Source organism: Rathayibacter sp. AY1C9, from assembly GCF_002932315.1.
Classification (GTDB): Bacteria; Actinomycetota; Actinomycetes; order Actinomycetales; family Microbacteriaceae; genus Rathayibacter.
In genome coordinates, this window is the sequence record NZ_PSVZ01000001.1 from 349,159 (window position 1) to 375,330 (window position 26,172).

Below are 26,172 nucleotides of genomic sequence, written 5' to 3' on the forward strand. Positions count from 1 at the left end.
GGCGACACCCGCCCGCTCCCCGCTGACGACCCCCTCCGCCTCCTCGACGGACCGCGGGCCTCTCGCGTGAGCGCCACCGCGATCGCGCCGGAGACGGAGGACGCCTCTCCGTCCCGCTCCCGCTGGGGTCTGCTCCGGAGGATCCCGTGGTGGATCCAGGTGCTCCTGGTCTTCGCCGTGTCCCGCGTCGTCACGACCGTGATCATGCTCCGTGTCGGCGCCGTGCGTCAGGGCGTCGAGTGGACGGGACTCCGCGACACCTACGTCCGATTCGCGACGACGTGGGACGGCGGCTGGTACGAGCGGATCGGGATGACGGGGTACCCGTCGGTCCTGCCGCTCTCGCCGTCCGGAGCCGTGGAGCAGAACCCCTGGGCGTTCATGCCCGTCTACCCGTTCACCGTCCGCGGCCTGATGAACATCACCGGGCTCGACTGGGCGAACGCGGCGGTGCTCGTCGCCCTGGTCTGCAGTGCAGCGGCGTGCCTGGTGATCTACCGGCTGTTCCGCGTCTCGCTCAGCGAGGGCCAGGCGCTGATGGGGATCGTCTTCTTCTGCGTCGCTCCGACGTCCCCGATCCTGCAGATCGGCTACGCGGAGTCCGGCGGCATCCTCCTGACGGCCGTGCTGCTCCTCCTGCTGGTGCGCCGCAAGTGGATCTGGACGTTCCCCGTCGTGCTGGTCGTGGGGCTCCTGCGCCCGAGCGGTCTCGCGATCGCGGCGATGACGGGCCTCTACTTCCTCTACCGCGTCTGGCGGCACGTGCGCGGCACCGAGCCGTTCGCCCGCCGGGAGTTCGCCTTCACGGTCTCCCTCACGGTCTGGTCCCTCGCGGTGGGGTTCGCCTGGCTGCTCATAGCCTGGGCCGTGACCGGCTCCTTCACCGCCTACACCGACACCGAGCTCGCCTGGCGCAGCGTCTTCATCGGCGAGGGCGAGCTCATCCCCTTCACCTCCTGGTTCGCCGGTGGAGGCTGGTGGGGAGGCCTCTGGTTCGGCTCGCCGATCACGGGCATGGGCATCACCGTCGTGGTGGTGCTCGGATTCCTGGCGATCCTGTTCTCGCGGGCCACGCGCAGCCTCGACGTCTTCTCGCGGCTCTGGGTCGGCGGCTACGCGATCTACCTCTTCGCGTTCTTCTACCCGCAGTCGAGCACGTTCCGCATCCTGATGCCGATGTTCCCGCTGGCCGGGGCGCTCGCGGTGCCGCGGTCGACTCTCCTGAGGGTGTTCGTGGTGGCCGCATCGATCGTCGGGCAAATCGTCTGGGTGCTGCTGTGCTGGGTGTTCACCCCGGGCGACTGGTCCCCGCCGTGATCGGCTGACGCCCGACTTCCGGGCGCGGTTCGGAACACCCCCGCGGATGCACGATAATAGGGGGATACGTCACGAAAGGGGAACTCTATGGCGGCCATGAAGCCGAGGACCGGAGACGGACCGATGGAGGCTGTTAAGGAGGGCCGACTCATCGTCGTGCGCGTTCCGCTCGAAGGAGGCGGACGCCTCGTCGTCTCGGTCAACGATGCAGAGGCGAAAGAGCTGCACGACGCGCTCGCGTCGGTGGTGTCTCCCGCCTGATCCGCACCGTCGTGAACGCCCGTCGCACACCGTGCGGCGGGCGTTCCGTCTTTCCTCGGTCGGCCGCGCTCGTCAGGCGCGGCGCTTGTTGGCCTGCAGCAGGCCGTCGCCGATCGGCGAGAGCACGCTGACCACGGCGGGGGAGGCGCAGACCTCGGCCACCAGCGTGCGGAACGCCGTCGCGATCTCGTCGCGCTGCGCGGGGTTGGCCACGCGTCCGCGCCAGAGCGCGTGGGGGACGAGGACCGTCCCGCCCGGACGGACGAGCCGCAGCGCGTGCTCGACGTTCTCGATGACCTGCAGCGGATCGCCGTCGACGAAGACGATGTCGTAGGAGTTCTCGTTCATCCGGGGCAGCACCTCGAGGGCGCGGCCCGGGATGAGCCGCAGCCGGTTGGGCGAGATGCCCGCCTCGTGGAACTGGGCGCGCGCGTGCTGCTGGTGCACGGCCTCGGAGTCGATCGAGGTGAGCATCGCCTCGGGGGCGCCGTCGAGCAGCCACAGGCCGCTCACTCCGGTGCCGGTGCCGATCTCGATGATGGAGGTCGCGCGCGCCGCGGCGGCGACCAGCGCGGCCTGCGCTCCGATCGAGGGGGAGACGGCGTCGATGCCCAGCTCGACCGAGAGCCGGCGGGCCGAGGCGATGGCCTCCGACTCGACGACCGCGTCCTCGGCGTACTTCCAGTTGGCATCCTTGTCGGACACGGGGGCGCTCCTCTGATCGGTGCACCGAGCGGATCGCGCCCGGGCATCGTCAGGGTACGGTGGCGCGCGGGCTCCGCGAGGGAGGCGCGGCGGGTTAGTGTTGTCCTCGTGTTCGGTCTGACGTTCGACAAGCTCCTCATCATCGGGGTCATCGCTGTCTTCGTGCTGGGTCCCGACCGCCTCCCGCACTACGCCGCCCAGCTCGGGCAGCTCGTGCGCAAGGTGCGCGGATTCGCCACGCAGGCCCGGGAGCGCGTCAAGGACGAGATGGGCGACGAGTTCAACGACGTCGACTGGAAGAAGCTCGACCCGCGCCAGTACGATCCCCGCCGCATCATCCGCGACGCCCTGCTCGAGGACGATCCGGCCCCCACCGTGAAGCCGCCCACCGCTGTCGCCGCTCCGGTCGTGCCGGGCGGCACCGGCTCCGCGCAGGACAGCTACTACACGACGATGCAGCGCTCCGTCTCGTCCGGCACGCTCTCGAGCGTCGCGCCGCCGCCGATCGACTCCGAGGCCACCTGAGCCCTGCTCCGCGAGGAGCGTCGGGCGGGCGTCTCGACCGACGCCGCCCGCACGAAGCCGCGCGGAGGCGTCAGCCGACGGCGAGCGGAAGACGACGGCCGGTCAGTCCCCGCGGCCGCGCGGCGAGCGTCGCCGCCAGGGCGTCGATCGCCCGGGCGGCAGGATCCTCCGGATCGCCGACGACGACGGGCACGCCCTCGTCGCCCCCTGCCCGCAGCGCCACGGAGATCGGCAGCGACGCGAGCAGCGGCACCTCGTCGCCCGTCGCAGTGAGCCGACGCGCGACCTCGGCCCCGCCTCCGCTGCCGAAGAGCTCCAGCACCGAGCCGTCGGGCTGCGGAAGCCCCGACATGTTCTCGACCACTCCGACGATGCGCTGACCCGATTGGCGGGCGAGCGCGCCGCTGCGCTCGGCCACGTCGGCGGCCGCCGGCTGCGGGGTGGTGACGATGAGGACCTCCGCATGCGGGAGCAGCTGCCCGATGGAGATCGCCACATCCCCCGTGCCGGGAGGCAGGTCGAGCAGGAGCACGTCGAGGTCGCCGAAGTACACGTCGGTGAGGAACTGGGAGATGGTGCGGTGCAGCATGGGTCCGCGCCAGGAGACGGCCGCCCCCCGGGTGTCGCCCTCGAGGAACATCCCGATCGAGATGACCTTCACGCCGTGCGCCACCGGCGGCAGCATCAGCTCGCCGACGCGGGTGGGCCCCGCGACGCGCCCGTCGTGCATCAGGCCGAGCAGGCCGGGGATGGAGAAGCCGTGCACGTCGGCGTCCACGAGGCCGACCGCGAGCCCCCGCTGAGCGAGGGCGACCGCGAGGTTGGCGGTGACGGTCGACTTGCCGACACCGCCCTTGCCGCTGGTGACCGCGTACACGCGGGTGAGCGAGTCCGGGCCGAAGGGCATGCTCCGGCGCCCGCCTTGGAGGCGCTCGGTGAGGGCGGTGCGCTGCGCCGGCGTCATGACTCCGACCACGACGTCGACCGCCGTGACTCCGGGAGCCGAGGCCGCGGCCTCGCGCACGTCGCGCTCGATCGCGGAGGCGGCCGGGCAGCCGACGATGGTCAGCCGGATCGCGACGCGGACGGCTCCGTCGGCCCCCGCCTCGACCGACTCGAGCATGTCGAGCTCGGTGATGGGCTTCCGGATCTCCGGATCGACGACGCGGGCCAGCGCCGTCCTGACGGCGGTCTCGATGGCGGCGACGTCAGGCATCGCGCCGCTCGGGCTCCTGCGCCCGATCCTTCTCGAGCTCCTCGAGCAGGCCGCGCAGCTCCGAGCGGATGAAGTCCTTGCTCGCCATGTCGCGGATCGCCAGGCGCAGGGCCACGACCTCGCGCGCGAGGTACTCGGTGTCCGCGAGGTTGCGCTCGGCCCGCTGACGGTCCTGCTCGATCTGCACGCGGTCGCGGTCGTCCTGGCGGTTCTGCGCGAGCAGCAGCAGCGGCGCGGCGTAGGAGGCCTGCAGGGAGAGGATCAGCGTCAGCACCGTGAAGCCGAGGGCCTGCGAGTCGAAGCGCGCGTCCGCGGGCCCGTAGGTGTTGAACATCAGCCAGAAGACGCAGAAGATCGTCATCCCGACCAGGAACCACGGCGTGCCCATGCCGCGGGCGAACGACTCGGTCAGGCGGCCGAAGCGGTCGCTGCTCGGGCGGTTCCGCCGCGAGAGGACGCGGGTGCGCAAGCCCTTGGGAGCGTCGAGGCGCCGGTCCTGCTTGGTGTCCCTAGCCACGCGCGCCCCTCCGTCCCCGTCGTGTCCTGCCTGTCGCCGCGGGTGCCGGCGGCACGAGCGGGACGCCCTGCGTCGCCGTCGTCACCGGCTTCCTCGGTTCGTCGTCGTCGCCGTGGCTGCGCCAGTCGTCGGGGAGGAGGTAGTCGAGGACGTCGTCGATGGTCACGACGCCGACGAGGCGGTGGGACGCGTCGACGACGGGCACCGAGACGAGGTTGTAGCTGGCCAGGATCCGGGCGACCTCGGCCGCCGAGGTCTCGGGCGTGATCGGGTCCATGCTCTGGTCGAGCAGGGTGCCGAGGCGCTCGTGCGGCGGGTAGCGGAGCATCCGCTGGAAGTGCACCATGCCGAGGAAGCGGCCGGTCGGCGGCTCGTAGGGCGGCAGTGTGACGCAGACGGCGGCGCCGAGGGCCGGGGCGAGCTCGTGGCGGCGGATGAGGGCGAGACCCTCGGCGACGGTCGCCTCGGAGGAGACGATGATCGGCTCCGTGGTCATCAGACCGCCGGCGGACTCCGGGGCGTAGGTGAGGAGCATGCGGACGTCGTCCGCCTCCTCGGGCTCCATCAGCTCCAGGAGCGCCTCGCCGCGCTCCTCCGAGAGCTGGGCGATCAGGTCGGCCGCGTCGTCCGGCTGCATCTGGTCGAGCACATCGGCGGCGCGGTCGTCGTCGAGCCGGCCGAGGATCTCGACCTGCTCGCTCTCGGGCATCTCCTCGAGCACGTCCGCGAGGCGGTCGTCCGAGAGCTCGCCGGCGACCTCGAGCATCCGCTGCTGCGGCAGATCGAGGAGCGTGCTGGCGAGGTCGGCGGGCTTGAGCTCGGAGAGGCTGGCGACGTACTGCTCGGCGGACTGCGCCTCGGTCGAGACGCTCTCGCGGACCTCGCGCCAGCCGGCGAAGGCGGTCGCGCCCTTGGCGAAGGGGGAGGGGCTGGTCTTGGGCCGGCGGACGAAGAGCTGCGCGAGCTCCCACTCGCCGGGAGCGGCCTCCTCGATCGCGACGTCCTCGACGACCGCGTCACCGGAGCCGTCCACGAAGGTCACCCGGCGGCCGAGGAGCTCGGCGATGACGCGGACCTCGCCGCCCCGTTGCTCGAAGCGGCGCACGTTGATGAGCCCGGTGGTGATGATCTGGCCGCTGCCGATGCTGGTGACCCGGCCGATCGACACGAAGACGCGACGGCGCCCGGGGATCTCGACCACCAGGCCGACCACCCGCGGGGCGTCGTTCTGCCGGTAGACCAGGAGCACGTCGCGGACCTTGCCGACGCGATCGCCGGCCGGGTCGAAGACACTGCATCCGGCCAAGCGCGCGACGAAGACTCTGGCGGAACTCACGGCTACAAACCTAGTCCCGTGCAGCCGGGCGGACGCCGAGCGTTCCCGGCTCGCCCTCGGCCGGTTCTCCGAATCCGTTCAGAGACCTTCAAGTGGCCTGTGCGATTCTGTCCGGGTGACTCAGCAGACGCCGTTCAGCGGCCGAGGGCCGGCCTTCCCCACGATCCCGCGCGGGGAGATCCTCGCCACGTTCGACACGTACCAGGAGGCGCAGGCCGCCGTCGACGTGCTCGCCCGCGCCGACTTCCCGGTGCGCCAGCTCGCCATCATCGGCAACGAGCTCAAGAGCGTCGAGCGGGTGACCGGCAAGCTCACCTGGGGCCGCGTCGCTCTCGCCGGAGCGGCCTCCGGCGCCTGGCTCGGTGTCTTCCTGGGCCTCCTGCTCATCATCTTCTCGCCGACGACGGAGTTCTCCTTCCTCATCGCGGCGGTCCTCCTCGGCGCCGGCTTCGGGATGCTCTTCGGGCTCGCCTCCTACGCCGTGAACCGCCGCCGTCGCGACTTCACCTCGACCATGCAGGTGATCGCGACCAGCTACTCCGTGCTCGTGGACCCCGAGGTGGTCAACCGCGCGCGCAACCTGCTCGACGGCGGCACCTCCCCGGCGGAGGCGCCGCAGACGGCCTGGGCTCCGCCGCCCGCCGCGGTCGGCGACCCCCAGCCGCAGCCCGTCCGCCCCGAGGACGACCCGCGCTGACGATCCTCCACGAAAGCCCCCGGTCCGCCGGGGGCCTTATTCGTTCCCGGGGCGGGGCGGATCAGGCGGAGCCGACGGGCGGGAGGACGATGTCGACCGCGAGACCCCGGGGGGAGCGGTTGACCAGGGCGACCGTCCCGCCGGCCGAGAGCACGGTGGTGTGCACCAGGGCCAGTCCGAGACCGCTGCCGCCGGAGGCGAGGGTCCGGGAGTCGTCCGGGCGGGAGAAGCGGTCGAAGGCGACCGGGATGAAGGCGTCGGGCATCCCCGGTCCGTCGTCCGAGACGCTGAGCATCAGGCGTCCGTCCGACTGCGAGAGGGAGGCGACGATCATGCCGCCGCCGTTCATCGCCTGGATCGCGTTCCTCACGAGGTTGTCGATCACCCGGCCGAAGTCCTGGGACGCGACCGCGTAGAGCCGGGCCGGCTCGCGCTCGTCGATCTCGTAGTCGATCTCCACCCCCGACTCCGAGGCGAGCAGGCGGGTGCGGTCGACGGCGCCCACCAGCTCGTCGACGAGCTCGGCGAAGGGAGCGGTCGGGCGGACGGTGCGGCTCTCGATGCGCGAGATGTCGAGCAGGGCGGACGCGAGGCGCACGAGCCGGTCGACGCTCTTCTGCGCATCGAGGATGACCCGGTCGACCGCGACCGGATCGTCGACGCGGTGGTGGGCGATCTCGAGCTGCGCGGAGAGCGCGGCGAGGGGAGTGCGGAGCTCGTGGCTCGCATCCGACACCATCTGCTTCTCCCGGGCCAGCGACGCGGTCTGCTTGGTCAGGAAGGCGTTCAGCGTCACCGCGAGCTCGTCGATCTCGTCGCGCGTGCCGACGACCGGGAGCTGGTCGCCCTGCCCGGGCTCCGCGGCGATCTGATCCGCGCGCGCCCGCATCCGCCGCACCGGGGCGAGGGCCGCGCCCGTCAGGATCCACGAGGCGAGCCCGAACGTGACGACGAGGAAGATCGCGGCGTAGACGAGCACGTGGGCGAAGTCGTCGAGGACGAGCTGCGACGCGGCCTGATCGCGGGCGGAGGCGACCTGCCAGACGCCGCGATCGCTCTCGATGGCCGTGAAGCGGACCAGGTAGCTGCCGTTCGCCGTCGTCACGTCGGCGTACCGGGGCGAGGTGTCGGCCGGCTCCTCCGCCAGAGCGCTGAGCACCTCGCCGCTCAGGCGCGAGGGCATGGTCGAGGTGCTGACGCTCCCGTCGGGCGCGAGGGCGAGGAACAGCTGGCCCGTCGACGAGCCCTGCGTGCGCGGGACGTTGCCCGCCGAGATGTCGCGGCGGACCTCGTCCTCGATCGACATCAGGATCGTCCGCTCGCTGCGGTCGACGATTCCGGTGACCACCTGGTAGAAGAGCAGCGCCGCGAGCGCGAAGAGGGCGGTCGCCACAGCGACCGTTCCCACGGTGATCCTCGCGCGGATCGAGAGCGCGCCGACCCGGCGGCGTGCCGTGCTCATCCGCGACACGGGCTACTCGACCGGGCGGAGGAAGTAGCCCTTGCCGCGGACGGTCACGATGCTGACGCCCGTGTCCTCGGTCGGGAGCTTCTTGCGCAGGTAGCTGACGTACTGGTCGACGATGTTGTTGTCGACGATCTCGCCGCCGCCCCAGATCTCGGAGAGGATCCGCTGGCGGGTCACCACGGAGCCGACGGGAGTGATGAGGAGCTTGAGGAGCTCGAGCTCCTTCGGGCTGACGTGGATGCGTGAGCCGTCGGCGGTGCGCCGGATGCTCGATCCGTCCACGGTGATGCGTCCGACGTCGATCGAGGTGGACATCAGCGACGGGCTGCGGCGCAGGAGGGCCCGGAGCCGCGCGTTGAGCTCGGTGAACGCGAACGGCTTGGTGAGGTAGTCGTCCGCTCCGGCGTCGAGCCCGAAGACGCGGTCCTCGATCGCGTCCCGCGCGGTCAGCAGCATGATCGGCGTGGGCCGGCCGAGCTCGCGGATCCGGCGGCAGATCTCGAAGCCCGACATCGCCGGGAGCATGACGTCCACGATGGCGGCCGAGAACTCGGCGTTGCTGAACGCGACGAGCGCGTCGATGCCGTTCGTGGTGAGCACGGCCTCGTAGCCGGCGTCTTCGAGGCCGCCGACGAGGGCCTCACCCATGGCTGGATCGTCTTCGACGACAAGGATCTTCACGCGCTCACCCTACGGCCCGGCTCTCAGGAGGACGCACTGCGCGGGCCGTGTGTCGATCGGATGCGGGATCGACCCATCCGATCGGCGCTGGGCGACGAATGAGGAGTGACAGACCGCTCGGGGGCGTGGCGGGAGAGGCGCGATCAGTGGCGCATTTCTACTCTTCTCTCCCCGTCGGCCCGATGATCCTGTTCGCGAAGTTCACCTCTACCGTCACCCGAAGGCGGCACAAAAATGCTCAATATTCTTTCCATCTGGGCGCGTCTCGCGCTATCGGTCCTCCTGTGGATTGTCCTTCTTCCCGTCATGCTCGTCCTGCTGCCGTTCCGCACGGGCAGGAGCGCCTCGCTCCCCGCCCTGCGACCGGTGCCGGTTCCCGTACCGACGGTGGCGATCGACACCCGGAGCACCAGCGGCGCGTACTAGGCCCACTTCCCGGTCGTTCCGGGCTCGACGCCCCGCTCCCATGAGCTCCGGCGTCGTCCGCCCACCGATCCCCGACGCCCGAACAGCCGTGCCTCTCTCCGCCAGGAGGGGGCGCGGCTGTTCGTCGTTCCCCGGGTCGATCCCGACTGACCGACAGATGTCGATTTCGGCTCCTCTCGATCGCGAGCCGCGTCAAGCCCTTCGCAGAATCTCAGGGACTGGCAATGCAGTGCTCGCACATGGTTCACCGATCGGAAGGAACACGGAGGCTTCGCGCCACGCTCGACACCGCTGGGATCCAGCTCGATTCGACCGCGGGAGCCCCCGTGCGCCCCGACACCCCGGTCTCGGTGGTCGCGTCGGCGCCTCAGAGCCTGATCTCGCGGATGCTCGGACGCCGCCGCTGCGAAGCCTGCGGAGCGGCCTCGGCCCGTCGCCGCGACGGCTTCTGCTCGGCCGACTGCGCCGGCACCTTCCACCTCTACGAGTGAGCCCGACCGGCCGAGTGCCGGTGGTGAACGTTCCGAAGGCCCGTGATCGACGATCGCGGGCCTTCGTGCTGTCTCGGGAGTGTCGGAGCGCCGGGTGAGGAGCGGGACGGTCGGACTCGGTCGCCCACCGGGTGACGCCGCTCGGTCCGTGATGGAGGGGTGCGCCTCGAGGGGCGTCGAGCACCGGAGCTGAGCGCCCATGTGCGAGGAAGGAGAGCGGAGGACCGCGGATGTGCCCCCAGTAGGATTCGAACCTACGCCCCTGCCTCCGGAGGGCAGTGCTCTATCCCCTGAGCTATGGGGGCCAGGAGTGCCTGACCACATTAGCACCCGGGCGGGGCGGGCCCCGACGCCGGGAGCGGTCCTCCCGCATGCCACGATGGAGCCATGCTGCGCACCGTCTCCGCCTCGCTGGATCTGCGTCTCAACGGCCCGACCGACCTGATCTTCCTGGTGGCGGCGACGCCCACGGGCGACTCGTTCGAGGACTCCTTCACCGTCCGGCTCGACGGGCAGGACGTGCCGGTGCGGGAGTTCCCGGCGCGGCACGGCGCCCGCGTGCACCGCGTCGCGGGGAACGAGGGCGACCTGCGGGTCGAGTACCGGGCGCGGGTCGCCGGGCACGGCGCTCCGGACGAGCCGAGCGAGCTCGAGCTCGTCGAGTACCTGCGGCCGAGCCGGTACGCCGAGGCGGACGTGCTCGGCGGGATAGCCCGGCGCGAATTCGGGCGGGCCCGGGGCTTCGAGGCGCTGACGGCCGTCGAGGAATGGGTGCACGGCCACCTGTCGTACGTCTACGGGTCGACGGTCGGCACCGGGGGAGCGGCGCAGGTCATCGAGAGCGGCCAGGGCGTGTGCCGGGACTTCGCGCACACGGTCGCCGGGCTGCTCCGCGCCCTCGACATCCCCGCCCGGGTGACGGCGGTCTACGCGCCGGGCCTCGAGCCGCGGGACTTCCACGCGGTCACGGAGGCCTGGGTGGGCGGCGCCTGGCACGTCGTGGACGCGACCCGGCTGGCTCCGCGCGGGTCGATGCTGCGCATCTCGTCCGGCCGGGACACGGCGGACACCGCGTTCCTCAGCAGCTACCTGACGGACCTGTGCCTGACCGGGATGAGCGTGGAGGCCGACTGCGACGCGGCGCTCGTCGACGACCACGTCTCGCCGGTGCGCCTGGGCTGACGCCGGGGCTCAGCCGGCGAGGACGCCGATCGCCGACCGCACGAGCGGCTCGGGGTCGCCCGGCTCGACGAAGGAGGCGCTGGACGCCTCGATCCAGTACTCGCCGACGAAGGCGTCCGCGACGCCCCGCCCCTCGGCCACCTGGTAGTAGCCCTCGATCTCCGGCGGCTTGCCGTAGGTGGGGACGGCCTTGCTGGTGGTGAAGAACTCGTTCTTGAGCGCCTCGATCACCGCGGGGTCGAGGTGGGCCACGGCCAGCTGCAGCTCGGCGCCCGAATCGTCGGACCATCCGCAGACCAGGCCGTCGTACTGGGCGATCTCCTCGGAGACGGCGGTGGTCCCGATGCCGTCGTCCGGGGAGAATCCGCCCCACAGGCCCGCGAGCGCCGAGGCCGGGACCAGCTGCTCGCAGGCGAGGGGGATCGGCGTGCCGCTGACGGCGCCGCTCGCGCTGGGCTCCGGGTCGGCCGCGGGGGAGCAGCCGGAGAGGGCCGCCGCGGCGAGGGCGACGAGGAGGAGGGCGGCGGGACGGCGCATGCGTCGCACCCTAGCAACGCCGCCCTGCCGAGCGGCCCCGCGGTGCAGGAGGGACGGGGGGCGCGGGCGCGGCGGCCGGTAGAATCGCTCCCCGTGACTCCCGAACAGCTCGCCGCCTCCCTGCACGCCCTCGTCCTCGACGCCGTGCAGCGACGGGGGAGCGATGCGGGCGTCGAGCTCTCGGACGTCGTGCTGGAGCGCCCGAAGAACCGCGACCACGGCGACTGGGCCTCGAACATCGCGATGAAGCTCGCGAAGCGGGTCGGCGCGAACCCGCGCGAGCTCGCCGCCGAGCTGGCCGAGGGGCTGGGCGCGGTCGAGGGCGTCGCCACGGTCGAGGTCGCCGGTCCCGGCTTCCTCAACGTCCGGCTCGAGGCCGCGGCCGCGGGTGCCCTGGCCGGCGCGATCGTCGAGGCGGGCGAGGCCTACGGCACCGGGTCCGCCTACGCCGGCGTCCGGATGAACCTCGAGTTCGTCTCCGCCAACCCCACCGGCCCCATCCACATCGGCGGGACGCGCTGGGCGGCGGTCGGCGACAGCCTGGCCCGGATGCTCCTCTCGCAGGGCGCCGAGGTGACCCGCGAGTACTACTTCAACGACCACGGCGCGCAGATCGACCGCTTCACGCGGAGCCTCCTCGCCGCCCACCGCGGCGAGCCGACCCCGGAGGACGGCTACGGCGGCGCCTACATCGGCGACATCGCCGAGCGCGTCGCGGCCGCCTACCCGGGCGACCTCGCCGTCCTGCCCGAGGAGGAGCTCGCCGAGACCTTCCGCTCGATCGGCGTCGAGCTGATGTTCGGCGAGATCAAGCAGAGCCTGCACGAGTTCGGCGTCGACTTCGACGTGTACTTCCACGAGAACTCCCTGCACGAGTCGCGCGCCGTCGACCGCGCGATCGAGCGCCTCCGCGAGCTCGGGCACATCTTCGAGGCGGACGGCGCCACCTGGCTGCGGACCACCTCGTTCGGCGACGACCGCGACCGCGTCATCATCAAGAGCGACGGGGAGGCGGCCTACATCGCGGGCGACCTCGCCTACTACCTCGACAAGCGCGAGCGCGGCTTCGATCGGGCGATCATCATGCTCGGCGCCGACCACCACGGCTACATCGGCCGGATGATGGCGATGTGCGCGGCGTTCGGCGACACCCCGGGCGTGAACCTCGAGATCCTGATCGGCCAGCTGGTCAACCTGCTCCGCGACGGCGAGGCGGTCCGGATGTCCAAGCGGGCGGGGACCGTCGTCACGATGGAGGACCTCACGGAGGCCGTCGGCGTGGACGCCGCGCGCTATTCGCTGGTGCGCTCCTCGGCCGACTCGACCCTCGACATCGACCTCGACCTGCTGACCAAGCGGAGCAACGACAACCCCGTCTACTACGTGCAGTACGCCCACGCGCGCACCCGCCAGGTCGCGGCGAAGGCCGCGGCGTCGGGCGTCCCCGTCGAGCCGTTCGCGCCCGAGACGCTGGTGCATCCGACCGAGTCGGCGCTGCTCGGCGGCCTGCAGGAGTTCCCGCGCATCGTGGCGCACGCCGCGGAGCTGCGCGAGCCGCACCGCGTCGCGCGGTACCTCGAGGAGGTCGCCGGCCTCTACCACCGCTGGTACGACAACTGCCGGGTCGTGCCGCAGGGCGAGGACCCGGTCGAGGCCGTGCACTCGACCCGGCTGCGCCTGAACGAGGCGACCGGGCAGGTGCTCCGCAACGGGCTCTCCCTGCTGGGCGTCACGGCCCCGGACCGGATGTGAGCGCGTCGGGGGCTGCGCCGCGGCGCCGGCGCGGGGGACGCGCGGCCGTGGTGGTCGTCGTGGTGCTGGTGCTGCTCGTGGTCGCGGCGGTGGTGGGCGACTCGCTCGCCCGCCGCGCCGTCGCGGACCGCGCCGCCGCGAGCCTCCGCGAGGCGCTCGCACTGCCCGCGGACCGGGCGGTGGACGTCGACGTCGCCGGCTGGGCCGTGCTCCCGCAGCTCGTCTCGGGGCGGCTGGACCGGCTCGACCTGCGCAGCTCGGACGTGACGTTCGGCGAGCTCGACGGCGACGTCGCCGCGACCCTGATCGGGGTGCCGGTGAGCGGCGTCGGAGCGGTCGAGTCCGGCAGCACCACGGTCGCGATCGACGCGGCCTCGGTCTCGCGGCTCGTCACCGAGCGCAGCACCGTTCCCGTCGACGAGGTGACCCTGGACGCTCCGCTCGTGCGCGTGACCGCCTCCGTCGAGGTGCTGGGCCTCCGGCTCGGCGCGGGCGTGGGGATGGAGCTCGCCGCCGTGGACGGCGCCATCCGGCTGACCCCGGCCGAGGTCTCCGCCGCCGGTGCGACCTTCTCGGCGACCGACTTCCGCGACCGCTTCGGCGCCGTCTCCGGCGACCTGCTCGCTCCGTCCTCCGTGTGCATCGCGGACTCGGTGCCGCGCGGACTGACGCTGACCGGAGTCGAGGTCGCCGACGAGTCGCTGAACGCGAGCTTCGCGCTCTCTCCGACGTTCCTCAGCGACCCCGCGGAGCAGGAACCGGGCACGTGCGCCTGAGCCCGCGCGGCGCCGCCGCCCCGGACCGGTAGGATCGGAGCCCTGTGCCGGCGTCTTCCGCGGGCCGAACACTGACATCGCTGGCTTCAGGGGTCAATCCGGACCCGCTCGCCCCGCAGTGACGCTCCCACTCTCTCCTGTGAGGTCTCACCCGTGGACACCGTCGACGCCCGCGCCCGCGCCCCCCGGCATCCGCTCGCGCCTGAGTGGCTGCACACGCCCGCCGACCCGAACGCCCTGGCCGACGGCGTGTGGCCGGACAGCGCCGAGCGCGGCGAGGACGGCGGGATCCGGATCGCCGGAGTGCCCGTCGCCGAGCTGGTGCGCGAGCACGGCACTCCTCTCTACGTGGTGGACGAGGCCGACGCCCGCCGCCGGGCCGTCGAGATGCGCGAGGTCTTCGCCCGCGAGCTCGGCCGCATCGGCACCGGCGTCACGGTCTACTACGCGGGCAAGGCGTTCCTCTCGACCGAGGTCGCCCGCTGGATGCGCGACGAGGGCCTGAACCTCGACCTCTCCAGCGGCGGCGAGATGGCAGTGGCCCTCGCCGCCGGGATCGAGCCCGAGCGCTTCGGCCTCCACGGCAACAACAAGTCGCTCCGCGAGATCGACAGGGCCGTCGAGGTGGGCGCGGGCACGATCGTGCTCGACAGCCTCGTCGAGATCGAGCGCGTCGCAGCCGCGGCCGAGCGGCACGGCCGCGTGCAGGCGGTGCGCCTCCGGGTCAACAGCGGAGTGCACGCGCACACCCACGAGTTCCTCGCCACGGCGCACGAGGACCAGAAGTTCGGCCTCGCACTCGCCGACTGCCCGGCCGCGGTCGCCCGCATCCGCTCCTTCTCCTCCCTGCGGTTCCTCGGGCTGCACTGCCACATCGGATCCCAGATCTTCGGCTCCGCCGGGTTCGCGGAGTCGGCGTCGCGCCTGCTCGACGTCCACGCGGCACTGCTCGCGGACGGCCCCGTGCCGGAGCTCAACCTCGGCGGCGGCTTCGGCATCGCGTACACCAGTGCCGACGACCCGACCCCGATCGCCGAGATCGCGGCCGCCGTCGCGGACGCGGTCGCCGAGCAGTGCTCCGCCCGCGGCGTCCCGGTGCCGCACATCGCGATCGAGCCCGGCCGCTCGCTGATCGGGCCCGCCGGCGTCACCCTCTACGAGGTGGGCACCGTGAAGGACGTGACGGTCGGCTCCGAGGGCTCGACCGCGGTCCGCCGCTACGTCAGCGTCGACGGCGGCATGAGCGACAACGCCCGTCCGGCGCTCTACGGCGCCGACTACACGGCGCGGATCGCCGACCGCTCCTCCTCGGCCGAGCCCGCCCTCGTGCGGGTGGCCGGGAAGCACTGCGAGTCGGGCGACATCGTCGTCCACGACGACTTCCTGCCCGCGGACGTGCGACCGGGCGACCTGCTCGCCGTCGCCGCGACCGGCGCCTACTGCTGGTCGCTCGCCAGCAACTACAACTACCTCGGGCGCCCCCCGGTGGTCGCCGTCCGCGACGGGCGCTCGCGCGTCCTCGTGCGCGGCGAGACCGAGGAGGACCTCCTCCGCCGCGACGCCGGCATCGAACGAAAGGCCACCTCCCGATGATCGAGTACCGCAGCCTCCGCGTCGCCCTGCTGGGCGCCGGGTCCGTCGGTGCCCAGGTGGCGCGCCTCCTGCTCGACCACGGCGACGAGCTCGCCCAGCGCGTGGGGGCGCCGCTGGAGCTCGTGGGCGTGGCCGTCAGGGACGTGGACGCGCCCCGCACCGCCGACATCCCGAAGCACCTGCTCACCACCGACGCCGAGTCGCTGATCCTGGGCGCCGACATCGTGGTCGAGCTGATCGGCGGGCTCGAGCCCGCCCGCAGCCACATCCTCACGGCGATCTCGTCGGGCGCGGACGTGATCACGGCCAACAAGGCGCTGCTCGCCGCCCACGGCAACGAGCTCTTCGAGGCCGCCGACCAGGTGGGCGCCCAGCTCAACTACGAGGCGGCCGTCGCCGGCGCGATCCCGATCATCCGGCCGCTGCGCGACAGCCTCGCCGGCGACCGGGTCCACCGCATCCTCGGCATCGTCAACGGAACGACCAACTACATCCTCGACCGGATGGACACCGAGCACGCGAGCCTCGAGGACGCGCTCGCCCGCGCGACCGAGCTCGGCTACGCCGAGTCCGATCCGACCGCCGACATCGAGGGCTACGACGCGGCGCAGAAGGCGGCGATCCTCGCCCGCCTCGCGTTCCACACCGACGTCCCGGTCACCCTGGTGCACCGCGAGGGGATCACCGGCATCACGAAGGCGCAGGTCGACCAGGCCCGCGACTCCGGCTATGTGATCAAGCTGCTCGCGATCTGCGAGCGGCTGACCGACGCCAAGACCGGCGTGGAGGGCGTGTCCGCGCGGGTCTACCCCGCGCTCGTGCACCGCTCCCACCCGCTCGCGGCCGTGCACGGGGCCAACAACGCGGTCTTCGTCGAGGCGGAGGCGGCCGGCGACCTGATGTTCTACGGCGCCGGCGCCGGCGGGATCGAGACGGCCTCCGCCGTCCTCGGAGACGTCGTCTCGGCCGCCCGCCGTCACGTCGTCGGCGGCCCCGGCCTGGTGACCAGCGCGAGCTCCGGACTCGCGGTCCTCCCGATCGGACACGTCACGACCCGATACCAGGTCACCCTCGAGGTGCTCGACCGCCCCGGCGTGCTCGCGCAGATCGCGGGCGTCTTCGCCGACCACGGCGTCTCGGTCGAGACCCTGGTGCAGACCCCGCCCAGTGCCGACCCGCTGGAGGAGCAGGGCGGTGCGGAGCGGCGCGAGCCGACCGCTACCCTGGTCATCGGCACGCACGCCGCGGCGGAATCCGATCTGGCGGCCACCGTCACCGCCCTCCATTCGCATGGTTTCGTCGGCGCCGTGACGTCCGTTCTACGAGTTGAAGGAGCCTGAGATGGCCAAGCAGTGGCGCGGAGTCCTGCACGAGTACGCGGACCGCCTCGATGTCACCGAGGCGACCCCGGTCATCACTCTCGGCGAGGGCGGCACGCCGCTCATCCCCGCAGCGGCCCTCTCGGCGCGCACGGGCGCGAAGGTGTGGGTCAAGTACGAGGGCATGAACCCGACCGGCTCCTTCAAGGACCGCGGCATGACCATGGCGATCTCGAAGGCCGTCGAGCACGGCGCGAAGGCCGTCATCTGCGCCTCGACCGGCAACACCTCCGCGTCGGCCGCCGCCTACGCGACGCACGCCGGCATCACCGCGGCCGTCCTGGTGCCGGAGGGCAAGATCGCCCTGGGCAAGCTCAGCCAGGCGATCGCGCACAACGCGCAGCTGCTGCAGGTGCAGGGCAACTTCGACGACTGCCTCGACATCGCCCGCGACCTCGCGAAGAACTACCCGGTCCACCTGGTCAACTCGGTGAACCCGGACCGCATCGCCGGCCAGAAGACCGCGGCCTTCGAGGTCGTCGAGGTGCTGGGCGACGCGCCGGACTTCCACATCGTCCCGGTCGGCAACGCGGGCAACTACACCGCCTACTTCCGCGGCTACTCGGAGGAGCTGGAGCGCGGCGAGTCGACCCGCCTCCCGCGCATGTTCGGCTTCCAGGCCGAGGGCTCCGCTCCGATCGTGCACGGCGCCCCGGTCCGCCACCCCGAGACGATCGCCAGCGCGATCCGGATCGGCAACCCGGCCTCGTGGGAGCTCGCCCTGAACGCGCGCACCGTCAGCGACGGCTACTTCGGCGCGATCAGCGACGAGAAGATCCTCGAGGCGTACCGCATCCTCGCGGGCGAGGTCGGCGTCTTCGTCGAGCCGGCGTCGGCGATCAGCGTCGCGGGGCTCCTCGAGCGCGCCGAGGCCGGAGCGATCCCTAAGGACGCGACCGTCGTCCTGACGGTCACCGGCCACGGGCTCAAGGACCCGCAGTGGGCGCTCCGCACGGCCGACGGCGCGGACATCACGCCGACCGTCGTCCCGGTCGACACCGCCGCGATCGCGGACGTGCTGGGGCTGGCCGGCGCATGACCTCGGCGGTTCCCGTCGGCCGCACCGTCCACGTCAAGGTCCCCGCCACCTCGGCGAACCTGGGCCCCGGCTTCGACACGCTCGGCCTGGCGCTCTCGTTCTACGACGAGCTCGACGTGACGGCCGTCGCGGCCACGGGTGCGCGGGTCACCGTGCACGGAGTCGGCGAGGGCGAGGTGGCGACCGACGAGACGAACCTCGTCGTGCAGGCCATCGCGTACACGTTCGCCGACCAGCGGCAGGAGATGCCCGGCATCGAGGTGATCGCGCGCAACATCATCCCGCACGGCCGCGGGATGGGCTCGTCCGGCGCCGCGATCGTCTCCGGCATCATGGCCGCGAAGGGCCTGCTCGAGGGCGTCGTCGAGCTCGACTCGGACGACCTCCTCCGCATCGCCACCGAGATGGAGGGGCACCCCGACAACGTGGCGCCCGCACTGTTCGGCGGCCTCACGATCGCCTGGGTCGAGCCGCACGCCTCCGGCGCCGACGACTCGCCGCTGCGACCGCGCTCCAAGAAGCTCATGGTCCACCGCGGCGTGTCCCCGGTCGTCTTCGTGCCCGAGCACACCATGTCGACGCGGCTGGCACGCTCGCTGCAGCCGCAGAGCGTGCCGCACGAGGACGCGGTGTTCAACGTCTCGCGCTCCTCGCTCCTGATCGCCGCCCTCATCCAGAGCCCGGAGCTGCTGTTCGCGGCGACCGAGGACAAGCTGCACCAGAACTACCGCGCGGCCGCCATGCCCGAGACCTCAGCGCTGATCGCGCTGCTGCGCTCGAACGGCTACGCGGCCGTCGTCTCGGGTGCCGGACCGAGCGTCCTGGTGCTCTGCAGCGACCCCGCCCAGCGCCTCGCCGCCGCGGATCTGGTGGAGCGGGAGGCCCCCACGCCGTGGCGCGCGCACATGCTGGCCGTCGACTTCAAGGGTGCTACAGTGGGGACCGCATCCCGAGGAACCGCGTAACGAGCGGAATCTGTCCGACGGATCGTCCCGACAACCACGGCCATCACATCGTGTGAAGGGCGCCCCTGCTCCTCTTGCAGACCGGCGCCTGGTCTCCGGGCCCTCTCCTCGCTCTCTGCGGCAGTCGGTCCCGGCGGCCGAGAGCATCGCGTGGATCAGAACACGCGATGGCACCGCACGGTCGATGAGCTCTCCCGGTGAGCACTCGTTCCCGGGGGGAAGGAACCCTCTCCAGTGACAGACGTCAACACCCACGGCTCGACCGTGGACCTCACCGCCGACCTCTCCGGTCTGCGCGTCGCCGAGCTCCAGGCTCTCGCGACGCGGCTCGGCCTCGGCGGCGCCTCCAAGCTCCGCAAGGGCGAGCTGGTCCAGGCCATCTCGGACCTGCGCGCCGCCTCCGCCGAGGACGCGCCCGCCGCGATCGCAGACGCGGTCGGTCCGGACGACGCAGCGGTCGCCCCGGACGTCGACGCAACCGGCGTCGAGGCCGAGCCGGCCGATGTGGCCGAGCAGTCCGCTCCGCAGCCCGAGGCGCCGGCGGAGCTGCCGACGCCCGTCGAGAGCACCGAGGCCGACACGGCCGACGTCCTCGAGCAGGCCGCGCCCACCGTCGACGAGCCCTCCGCGACGGCCGCCGAGTCGGCCCCCGTCGAGCTCGAGCTCCCCGCGGCGGCCGAGCCGGTCGCCGAGCCCGCCGAGCGCGCGCCCCGCCGACGCAGCTCGCGCCGCGCCTCCAGCGGCACCGTCGCCGCCGGCGAGCACCTCAACATCCCCGGCGGGACCGGCGTCGAGTCGCTGATCCCCGACCTCCCCGTCATCGAGCAGGACCGCGACGCCGACCAGGCTGCGAAGCCCGTCATCGACATCGAGCTGCCCAACGGGCCGGAGTCGGACGACTCCTCCCGCGAGGGCGGCCAGCGCGAGCGCCGCGGACGCCGCCGCAGCCGCGGGGGCGCCTCCGAGCAGAGCGAGCAGGCCGAGCAGGCGCCCGCCGAGAACGACGCCGACTCCTCCGACTCCGGCGACCAGCAGGAGCAGCAGGGCGGCGACCAGCAGCAGAACGGCGACCAGCAGGGCACCGGCCGCGGTCGCAACCGCCGCAACCGGAACCGCAACCGCGGGGACGACCGCCAGAACGACGCTCAGCAGAGCCCCGCCTCGCAGTCCCAGCCGCAGAACGGTCAGGGCGCGCGCGCCGCGCAGTCCGAGGGCCAGCAGGCTCCTCAGCAGAACGGCTCCGGACAGCCCCAGAACGGCCAGCAGGCCGAGGGCGAGGACGGCCGCCGCAGCCGCTACCGCGACCGCAAGCGCCGCGGCGGAGCGATCGGCGACGACTTCGAGCCCGAGATCGGCGAGGACGACGTCCTCATCCCGGTCGCCGGCATCCTCGACGTCCTCGACAACTACGCCTTCGTGCGCACCACCGGGTACCTGCCCGGCGTCAGCGACGTCTACGTCTCCCTCGGCCAGGTCAAGAAGTACAACCTGCGCAAGGGCGACGCGGTCGTCGGCGCCATCCGCCAGCCCCGCGAGGGCGAGGGCGGCGGCCGCCAGAAGTACAACGCGATCGTCCGCGTCGACTCGATCAACGGCCAGACCGTCGAGGAGGCCGCTGCGCGCGTCGAGTTCCAGAAGCTCACGCCGCTCTACCCGACCGAGCGCCTGCGCCTCGAGACGGAGCCCGGCAAGCTGACCCAGCGGATCATCGACCTGGTCGCCCCGATCGGCAAGGGACAGCGCGGCCTGATCGTCGCGCCGCCCAAGGCCGGCAAGACCATCGTCCTGCAGCAGATCGCCAACGCGATCGTGCAGAACAACCCCGAGGTCCACCTGATGGTCGTCCTGGTCGACGAGCGTCCGGAGGAGGTCACCGACATGCAGCGCACCGTGCGCGGCGAGGTCGTCGCCTCCACCTTCGACCGCCCGGCCGAGGACCACACGACCGTCGCCGAGCTCGCGATCGAGCGCGCGAAGCGCCTGGTCGAGCTGGGCCACGACGTGGTCGTGCTGCTCGACTCCATCACCCGTCTCGGCCGCGCCTACAACGTGACCGCTCCTCCCTCGGGCCGCGTGCTCTCGGGCGGCGTGGACGCCTCGGCGCTGTACCCGCCGAAGAAGTTCTTCGGAGCGGCGCGCAACATCGAGAACGGCGGCTCGCTCACCATCCTCGCGACGGCGCTCATCGAGACCGGCTCGAAGATGGACGAGGTGATCTTCGAGGAGTTCAAGGGCACCGGCAACATGGAGCTCCGCCTCTCCCGTCACCTCGCCGACAAGAGGATCTTCCCCGCCGTCGACGTGAACGCCTCCGGCACGCGCCGCGAGGAGATGCTGCTCAGCGCCGACGAGGTCAAGATCACCTGGAAGCTGCGCCGCGCCCTCGCCGGGCTCGACCAGCAGCAGGCGCTGGAGATCATCCTGTCGCGCCTGAAGGAGACCTCGTCCAACGTCGAGTTCCTCATGCAGGTCTCGAAGTCGGCCGTCGGCCCGGCCACCGCCGGCCACGGCAACGGCCACCACTAGCGCCCCGACGTCCGCGGTCGCCCCTGTCACCGGGGGCGGCCGCGGGCGTTTTCGCGTCCCCGGGCGATGAGCCCGACCCCGACCACCTCCGGAAGCCAGGACCCCATGTTCGAATCCGTCAGCGTCCTCCTCGCCGAGCACGAGGACCTGCAGACGCAGCTCTCCGACCCGGCCCTCCACGCCGATGCCGCCCGCGCCAAGAAGGTCAACCGGCGCTACGCGGAGCTGAGCCAGATCAAGTCGGCCCACTCCGCCTGGATCCAGGCCGGCGAGGACCTCGAGGCCGCGCGCGAGCTCGCCCGCGAGGACGAGGCCTTCGCGGAGGAGGTCCCCGAGCTGGAGGAGTCGCTGCGGGTGGCGCAGGAGAAGCTGCGGCGCCTGCTCATCCCGCGCGACCCCGACGACGGCCGCGACGTCATCATGGAGATCAAGGGCGGCGAGGGCGGAGCCGAGAGCGCGCTGTTCGCAGCCGACCTCCTCCGGATGTACCTCCACTACGCCGAGGCGAAGGGCTGGAAGACGGAGATCCTGGACCGCGACGAGTCCGACCTCGGCGGCTACAAGAACGTGCAGGTCGCGATCAAGAGCAACGCCACCGATCCCTCGCAGGGCGTGTGGGCGCACCTCAAGTACGAGGGCGGCGTGCACCGGGTGCAGCGCGTCCCCGTGACCGAGTCGCAGGGGCGGATCCACACCTCGACCACGGGCGTGCTCGTGTTCCCCGAGGTGGACGCGCCCGAGGAGGTCGCGATCAACCAGAACGACCTGAAGATCGACGTCTACCGCTCCTCCGGTCCCGGCGGGCAGTCCGTCAACACGACCGACTCCGCCGTGCGGATCACCCACCTCCCGACCGGCATCGTCGTGTCGATGCAGAACGAGAAGAGCCAGCTGCAGAACCGTGAAGCGGGCATGCGCGTGCTGCGCGCCCGCATCCTGGCCCGCCAGCAGGAGGAGATCGCCGCGGCGGCCTCGGACGCGCGCAAGACGCAGATCCGCACGATGGACCGCTCCGAGCGCATCCGGACCTACAACTTCCCCGAGAACCGCATCGCCGACCACCGCACCGGCTACAAGGCGTACAACCTCGACGGAGTGATGAACGGCGCGCTCGACCCGGTGGTGGAGAGCGCCATCCAGGCCGACGAGGAGGCCCGCCTGGCCGACATCGGCTCCGAGGACGCGTGACCCTCGTGACCACCGGCGTCGACGCGCGCACCCTCCTCGCGGACGCGGTCGCCCGCCTCGCCGCCGCCCGCGTCCCCACACCGGACGTCGATGCGGAGCTTCTTCTCGGGCACCTGCTCGGGCTCGGCCGCGGCCGGCTGCAGGCGCGCCTCATCACGGGGTTGAGCGTCGACGACGAGCACGCCGCGGCGTTCGCGAGCGCGATCGAGCGCCGGTCGGCTCGCGAGCCGCTGCAGCACATCACCGGGATCGCGCCGTTCCGCTCGCTCGAGCTCGCGGTCGGACCCGGCGTGTTCGTCCCGCGACCCGAGACCGAGGGCGTCGCGCAGATCGCGATCGACGCGCTCCGCGCGGTCGTCGATCCGGAGCCGATCGCCGTCGACCTCGGCACGGGCAGCGGAGCCCTGGCGCTCGCGCTTGCGCACGAGGTGCCGCACGCGCGCGTGATCGGCGTGGAGAACGCTCCCGAGGCGTTCATCTGGGCCCGCGGCAACCGCGAGCGGCTCGGGCTCGAGAACGCCCGCATCGTCTTCGACGACCTCGCCCGGGCACTTCCCGAGCTGGACGGCACCGTCTCCGTCGTCGTCTCCAACCCGCCCTACATCCCGGCCGCCGCCGTCCCGCGCGACCCGGAGGTGCGCCTGTTCGACCCGCCCTCGGCGCTCTACGGCGGCGAGGACGGCCTGGACGTCGTCCGCTCGCTCTCGGCGACCGCCCTCCGCCTGCTCCGCCCCGGGGGAGTGCTGGTGATGGAGCACGGCGAGCTGCAGGGCGCCGATATCCGCGCCCTGCTCACTGCCGACGGCTGGCGCGGAGCGACCACGCAGCGCGACCTCACCGGCCGCGACCGCGCGACGGTGGCGGTGCGCTGAGGCGTCGCGGAGCTCTGCTAGCCTCAGCGGCGATCCGGTGGCCGCACCGGGCAGGCAGGCTCGGGAGGCTCGCATCGCCGCCGCACGCGATCGGCCGCGCCATGGGCTCCGCCGCCCGCTGCTGATCTTCCTGGCCGTCGTGGTGGTCGCGGCCCTCGTCGTAGTCGCCGTGCGGCTCCTCGAGCGGAGCGACGGAACTGCTCCCGTGGCCTGCGCGCCGTCGTCCGTTTCCGCGTCGCCCGCGCCTGCCATCGGCTCGGTCGACGACTACCTGGGCGGCCGGTCCTACCTCCGCGGCGTGAACGTGTTCGACCTGCAGTCGCGCGTCGACGTCGGAGTCGACTGCACCGCCGGGAATCCGGCCGAGAGCTACGAGTTCCTGGCGGACCGCGGGCTCACCCTGGTCCGGCTCGCGGTGCCCTGGTCGCTCCTGCAGCCGCAGGCCGACGGGGAGAGCACCGACGACGCTCTGGCGAAGGGGCTCGATCCGGCGGCGGTCGCGCTGCTCCGGACCGAGATCGCCGCCATCGGCGCCGCCGGCATGCGGGCCGTGCTCGACCTGCACAACAACGGCACCTATCCGGCGAGCCAGGGCGATCTGCCCGAGGGGACCGTCTGGTTCGGATCCGGGCTCTCGGTATCCCAGGCGCAGCGGGTCTGGACCCTGCTCGCGGCGGAGTTCCAGGACGACGGACGCATCGCCGCCTACGACCTCTTCAACGAGGTGAAGCGGTCGCTGGTCCCCGTCGAGACCTACAAGGCCTACACGGAGGCCGTGGTGTCGGCCGTCCGGGGGACCGGCGATCGGCACACGATCTGGGTCGAGGGGATGCGGGAGGTGACGACGGGCACGGTCGCTGCGATCGCACCCGACGGGCCGTGGATCCAGGACCCGCTGGACCGGATCGTGTACTCGCAGCACTTCTACCCCGGCTGCACGGGCACGACCCTGCGCTCGGACAAGCAGGGCGGCACCGACGAGCAGGTCTTCGTGGCGGCGGTGACGACCTTCGGGCAGTGGTGCCGGCGGTACGGGGTGCACTGCTCGGTCGGGGAGGTCGGCTGGCCCAGCGATCAGAGCCTCTCTCTCACCGCGGGCGGCGCGGGCTCCTGGACGGACGTCGGCGAAGCCTTCTACACAGCACCGACTGGCTGTTCCCGCTGATCGAGAACGACGAGCCTCTGGTGGTGGTCGCCGTGGGCGGCACGCCGGAGTCCTCGGCCAAAGCGGCGGAGGCGGTCGCCGCCCGCACGTCCCGGATGACCTGGCTCGCGTACGACGGATTCGACCAGCAGTGGCACGGCATCGGCGAGGAGCGGCCGCTCGCCGAGTCGCTCGCCCGTGCCGATCTCGTCCTGGTCGGGATGGGCATGCCCCGCCAGGAGCGCTGGATCCTGGAGAACCGGGACCTCGCCCCGCGGGCGGCGTTCGCGAACGTGGGGGGCTGCCTCGACTACATCGCCGGCACGCAGGCGCTCGCCCCGCGGTGGATGGGCGCCCTGGGCGTGGAGTGGCTGTTCCGCCTGGCGCGCGACCCGCGCCGGCTCGCGGCCCGCTACCTCCTCGAGCCACTGCAGCTGCTCCGCATCGTCCTGTCCGGTCGGTCCAGCGCGAAGCGGACGCCCGGCCCGTGCGACTCTCCGCGGCTCTCCGGCCGGGTGTCGACCGGAGTCGGTCCGCACTGATCCCCGCCGGCGGGCCGCCTCAGGCCTGAGCGGAGTACTTCTCCTCGGTGGCGGCCTTCGCGGGGCGCCACCAGTCCTCGTTGGCGCGGTACCAGTCGATGGTGGCGGCGAGTCCGGCGTCGAAGTCGGTATAGCGGGGGCGCCAGTCGAGTTCGGTGCGCAGGCGGGTGGAGTCGATGGCGTAGCGGAGGTCGTGTCCGGCGCGGTCGGTGACGTGGTCGAAGGCGTCCTCGGGTTGTCCGAAGGCGGCGAGGATGCGGGTGACGACGTCGAGGTTGCTCTTCTCGCCGTCGGCGCCGATGAGGTAGGTCTCGCCGATCTCGCCGCGGTCGATGATGGCCCAGACGCCGGTGTTGTGGTCGTCGACGTGGATCCAGTCTCGGACGTTGGCGCCGGTGCCGTAGAGCTTGGGGCGGATGCCGTCGATGGCGTTGGTGATCTGGCGGGGGATGAACTTCTCGACGTGCTGGTAGGGGCCGTAGTTGTTGGAGCAGTTGGAGATCGTGGCGCGCACGCCGAAGGAGCGCACCCAGGCGCGCACGAGGAGGTCGCTGGCGGCCTTGGTCGAGGAGTACGGGCTGGAGGGGTTGTACGGGGTGTGCTCGGTGAAGCGCGCGGGGTCCTCGAGCTCGAGGTCGCCGTACACCTCGTCCGTCGAGATGTGGTGGTACCGCACGTCGTGCGCGCGCACCGCCTGCAGGAGCGCGAAGGTGCCGATGACGTTCGTCGCGAGGAAGGGCGTCGGGTCGTGCAGGGAGTTGTCGTTGTGCGACTCCGCGGCGAAATGGACCGCCAGATCCGCGTCGGCGACCAGCCGGTCCACCAGCTCGGCGTCGGCGACGTCGCCCTCGACCAGCCGCACTCGGTCGGCGACGGGGGCGAGGGAGTCGCGGCTGCCCGCGTAGGTGAGCTTGTCGAGCACGGTGATCCGCGCGTCGGGACGCTCGCGCAGGGTCAGGTGGACGAAGTTGCTGCCGATGAAGCCGGCACCGCCGGTGACGAGGATCCGCACGGGTTCTCCTGGAGGTCGGGAAGGT

At 72.2% G+C, this 26,172-nt stretch carries 25 protein-coding genes and 1 tRNA gene; 17 read left to right on the forward strand and 9 right to left on the reverse strand.

Annotated features, from left to right (window positions below; genetic code table 11):
• Positions 1-66 precede the first annotated feature (66 nt).
• A complete protein-coding gene (locus C5D09_RS01640) occupies positions 67-1,317 on the forward strand; it encodes a hypothetical protein (RefSeq protein ID WP_104222988.1) in 1,251 nt (416 codons plus the stop codon).
• A gap of 87 nt (positions 1,318-1,404) precedes the next feature.
• A complete protein-coding gene (locus C5D09_RS01645) occupies positions 1,405-1,578 on the forward strand; it encodes a DUF3117 domain-containing protein (RefSeq protein ID WP_068208299.1) in 174 nt (57 codons plus the stop codon).
• Positions 1,579-1,650: 72 nt separating this feature from the next.
• On the opposite strand, the gene C5D09_RS01650 is transcribed toward C5D09_RS01645, so the two are convergent.
• A complete protein-coding gene (locus C5D09_RS01650) occupies positions 1,651-2,283 on the reverse strand; it encodes an O-methyltransferase (RefSeq protein ID WP_104222989.1) in 633 nt (210 codons plus the stop codon).
• Between the two features lie 108 nt (positions 2,284-2,391).
• Between C5D09_RS01650 and C5D09_RS01655 the strand changes: the two genes are divergently transcribed.
• Positions 2,392-2,808: a twin-arginine translocase TatA/TatE family subunit gene (locus tag C5D09_RS01655; RefSeq protein WP_146076468.1), complete on the forward strand. Its 417-nt coding sequence runs from the start codon at positions 2,392-2,394 to the stop codon at positions 2,806-2,808.
• 70 nt (positions 2,809-2,878) lie between these two features.
• Here the strand turns inward: C5D09_RS01655 and C5D09_RS01660 are convergent, their stop codons facing one another.
• From C5D09_RS01660 to C5D09_RS01670, 3 genes are read right to left on the reverse strand one after another with little or no spacing between them, the layout of a single operon-like run.
• Positions 2,879-4,024 (reverse strand): Mrp/NBP35 family ATP-binding protein, encoded by a 1,146-nt coding sequence (locus C5D09_RS01660; RefSeq protein WP_104222990.1) that lies wholly within the window; start codon positions 4,022-4,024, stop codon positions 2,879-2,881.
• Entirely contained in the window at positions 4,017-4,541 is a 525-nt protein-coding gene (locus tag C5D09_RS01665) for a DUF1003 domain-containing protein (protein WP_104222991.1), read from the reverse strand. The genes C5D09_RS01660 and C5D09_RS01665 overlap by 8 nt, the downstream gene beginning before the upstream one ends.
• Positions 4,534-5,877, reverse strand: a complete 1,344-nt coding sequence (locus C5D09_RS01670) for a magnesium transporter MgtE N-terminal domain-containing protein (RefSeq protein WP_104222992.1) — start codon at positions 5,875-5,877, stop codon at positions 4,534-4,536. The genes C5D09_RS01665 and C5D09_RS01670 overlap by 8 nt, the downstream gene beginning before the upstream one ends.
• A 115-nt stretch (positions 5,878-5,992) precedes the next feature.
• Between C5D09_RS01670 and C5D09_RS01675 the strand changes: the two genes are divergently transcribed.
• Positions 5,993-6,574, forward strand: a complete 582-nt coding sequence (locus C5D09_RS01675; protein WP_258063423.1) for a general stress protein — start codon at positions 5,993-5,995, stop codon at positions 6,572-6,574.
• A gap of 61 nt (positions 6,575-6,635) precedes the next feature.
• Here C5D09_RS01675 and C5D09_RS01680 read toward each other — a convergent pair whose 3' ends face one another.
• Positions 6,636-8,036, reverse strand: coding sequence for a cell wall metabolism sensor histidine kinase WalK (locus C5D09_RS01680; RefSeq protein WP_146076469.1), 1,401 nt, complete (start codon positions 8,034-8,036; stop codon positions 6,636-6,638).
• Between the two features lie 12 nt (positions 8,037-8,048).
• Complete coding sequence (locus tag C5D09_RS01685; protein WP_258059273.1) at positions 8,049-8,723, reverse strand: response regulator transcription factor; 675 nt, start codon at positions 8,721-8,723, stop codon at positions 8,049-8,051.
• Between the two features lie 752 nt (positions 8,724-9,475).
• On the opposite strand from C5D09_RS01685, the gene C5D09_RS17325 reads away from it, so the two are divergent.
• The gene (locus C5D09_RS17325; protein WP_181134994.1) at positions 9,476-9,640 is read left to right on the forward strand and encodes a hypothetical protein; all 165 of its coding nucleotides are present in this window, start codon (positions 9,476-9,478) and stop codon (positions 9,638-9,640) included.
• 233 nt (positions 9,641-9,873) lie between these two features.
• Here the strand turns inward: C5D09_RS17325 and C5D09_RS01690 are convergent.
• Positions 9,874-9,945 (reverse strand) — tRNA-Arg (locus C5D09_RS01690).
• A gap of 82 nt (positions 9,946-10,027) precedes the next feature.
• Here C5D09_RS01690 and C5D09_RS01695 point away from each other — a divergent pair.
• Complete coding sequence (locus tag C5D09_RS01695) at positions 10,028-10,822, forward strand: transglutaminase family protein (protein WP_104268467.1); 795 nt, start codon at positions 10,028-10,030, stop codon at positions 10,820-10,822.
• Between the two features lie 9 nt (positions 10,823-10,831).
• Here the strand turns inward: C5D09_RS01695 and C5D09_RS01700 are convergent, their stop codons facing one another.
• Positions 10,832-11,359: a hypothetical protein gene (locus C5D09_RS01700; protein WP_104237561.1), complete on the reverse strand. Its 528-nt coding sequence runs from the start codon at positions 11,357-11,359 to the stop codon at positions 10,832-10,834.
• A 93-nt stretch (positions 11,360-11,452) separates the two neighbouring features.
• Here C5D09_RS01700 and argS point away from each other — a divergent pair, with 93 nt between their 5' ends.
• From argS to C5D09_RS01755, 11 genes are all read left to right on the forward strand, one after another.
• Entirely contained in the window at positions 11,453-13,111 is a 1,659-nt protein-coding gene (argS, locus tag C5D09_RS01705; RefSeq protein ID WP_104222999.1) for an arginine--tRNA ligase, read from the forward strand.
• Between the two features lie 47 nt (positions 13,112-13,158).
• On the forward strand, positions 13,159-13,887 hold the full coding sequence (locus C5D09_RS01710) for an LmeA family phospholipid-binding protein (protein ID WP_104262485.1): 729 nt from the start codon (positions 13,159-13,161) through the stop codon (positions 13,885-13,887).
• Between the two features lie 153 nt (positions 13,888-14,040).
• Positions 14,041-15,480 carry a diaminopimelate decarboxylase gene (gene lysA / locus C5D09_RS01715; protein ID WP_104225560.1) on the forward strand — a complete coding sequence of 480 codons (1,440 nt, stop codon included), beginning with the start codon at positions 14,041-14,043 and terminating at the stop codon, positions 15,478-15,480.
• Positions 15,477-16,820 (forward strand): homoserine dehydrogenase, encoded by a 1,344-nt coding sequence (locus C5D09_RS01720; protein WP_104225561.1) that lies wholly within the window; start codon positions 15,477-15,479, stop codon positions 16,818-16,820. The genes lysA and C5D09_RS01720 overlap by 4 nt, the downstream gene beginning before the upstream one ends.
• A 1-nt stretch (position 16,821) precedes the next feature.
• On the forward strand, positions 16,822-17,898 hold the full coding sequence (thrC, locus tag C5D09_RS01725) for a threonine synthase (RefSeq protein ID WP_104223003.1): 1,077 nt from the start codon (positions 16,822-16,824) through the stop codon (positions 17,896-17,898).
• Entirely contained in the window at positions 17,895-18,863 is a 969-nt protein-coding gene (gene thrB / locus C5D09_RS01730; protein ID WP_104225562.1) for a homoserine kinase, read from the forward strand. Before thrC ends, thrB begins: the two co-directional genes overlap by 4 nt.
• A 234-nt stretch (positions 18,864-19,097) precedes the next feature.
• Positions 19,098-21,389, forward strand: coding sequence for a transcription termination factor Rho (rho, locus tag C5D09_RS01735; protein WP_104246597.1), 2,292 nt, complete (start codon positions 19,098-19,100; stop codon positions 21,387-21,389).
• 105 nt (positions 21,390-21,494) lie between these two features.
• On the forward strand, positions 21,495-22,577 hold the full coding sequence (prfA, locus tag C5D09_RS01740) for a peptide chain release factor 1 (protein WP_104268468.1): 1,083 nt from the start codon (positions 21,495-21,497) through the stop codon (positions 22,575-22,577).
• The gene (gene prmC / locus C5D09_RS01745; RefSeq protein ID WP_104268469.1) at positions 22,574-23,449 is read left to right on the forward strand and encodes a peptide chain release factor N(5)-glutamine methyltransferase; all 876 of its coding nucleotides are present in this window, start codon (positions 22,574-22,576) and stop codon (positions 23,447-23,449) included. Before prfA ends, prmC begins: the two co-directional genes overlap by 4 nt.
• 37 nt (positions 23,450-23,486) lie before the next feature.
• On the forward strand, positions 23,487-24,614 hold the full coding sequence (locus C5D09_RS17675; RefSeq protein WP_219813033.1) for a glycoside hydrolase family 5 protein: 1,128 nt from the start codon (positions 23,487-23,489) through the stop codon (positions 24,612-24,614).
• 20 nt (positions 24,615-24,634) lie between these two features.
• On the forward strand, positions 24,635-25,135 hold the full coding sequence (locus C5D09_RS01755; RefSeq protein WP_219813034.1) for a WecB/TagA/CpsF family glycosyltransferase: 501 nt from the start codon (positions 24,635-24,637) through the stop codon (positions 25,133-25,135).
• A gap of 19 nt (positions 25,136-25,154) precedes the next feature.
• Here the strand turns inward: C5D09_RS01755 and rfbB are convergent, their stop codons facing one another.
• Entirely contained in the window at positions 25,155-26,147 is a 993-nt protein-coding gene (gene rfbB / locus C5D09_RS01760; protein ID WP_104268472.1) for a dTDP-glucose 4,6-dehydratase, read from the reverse strand.
• Between the last annotated feature and the right edge of the window lie 25 nt (positions 26,148-26,172).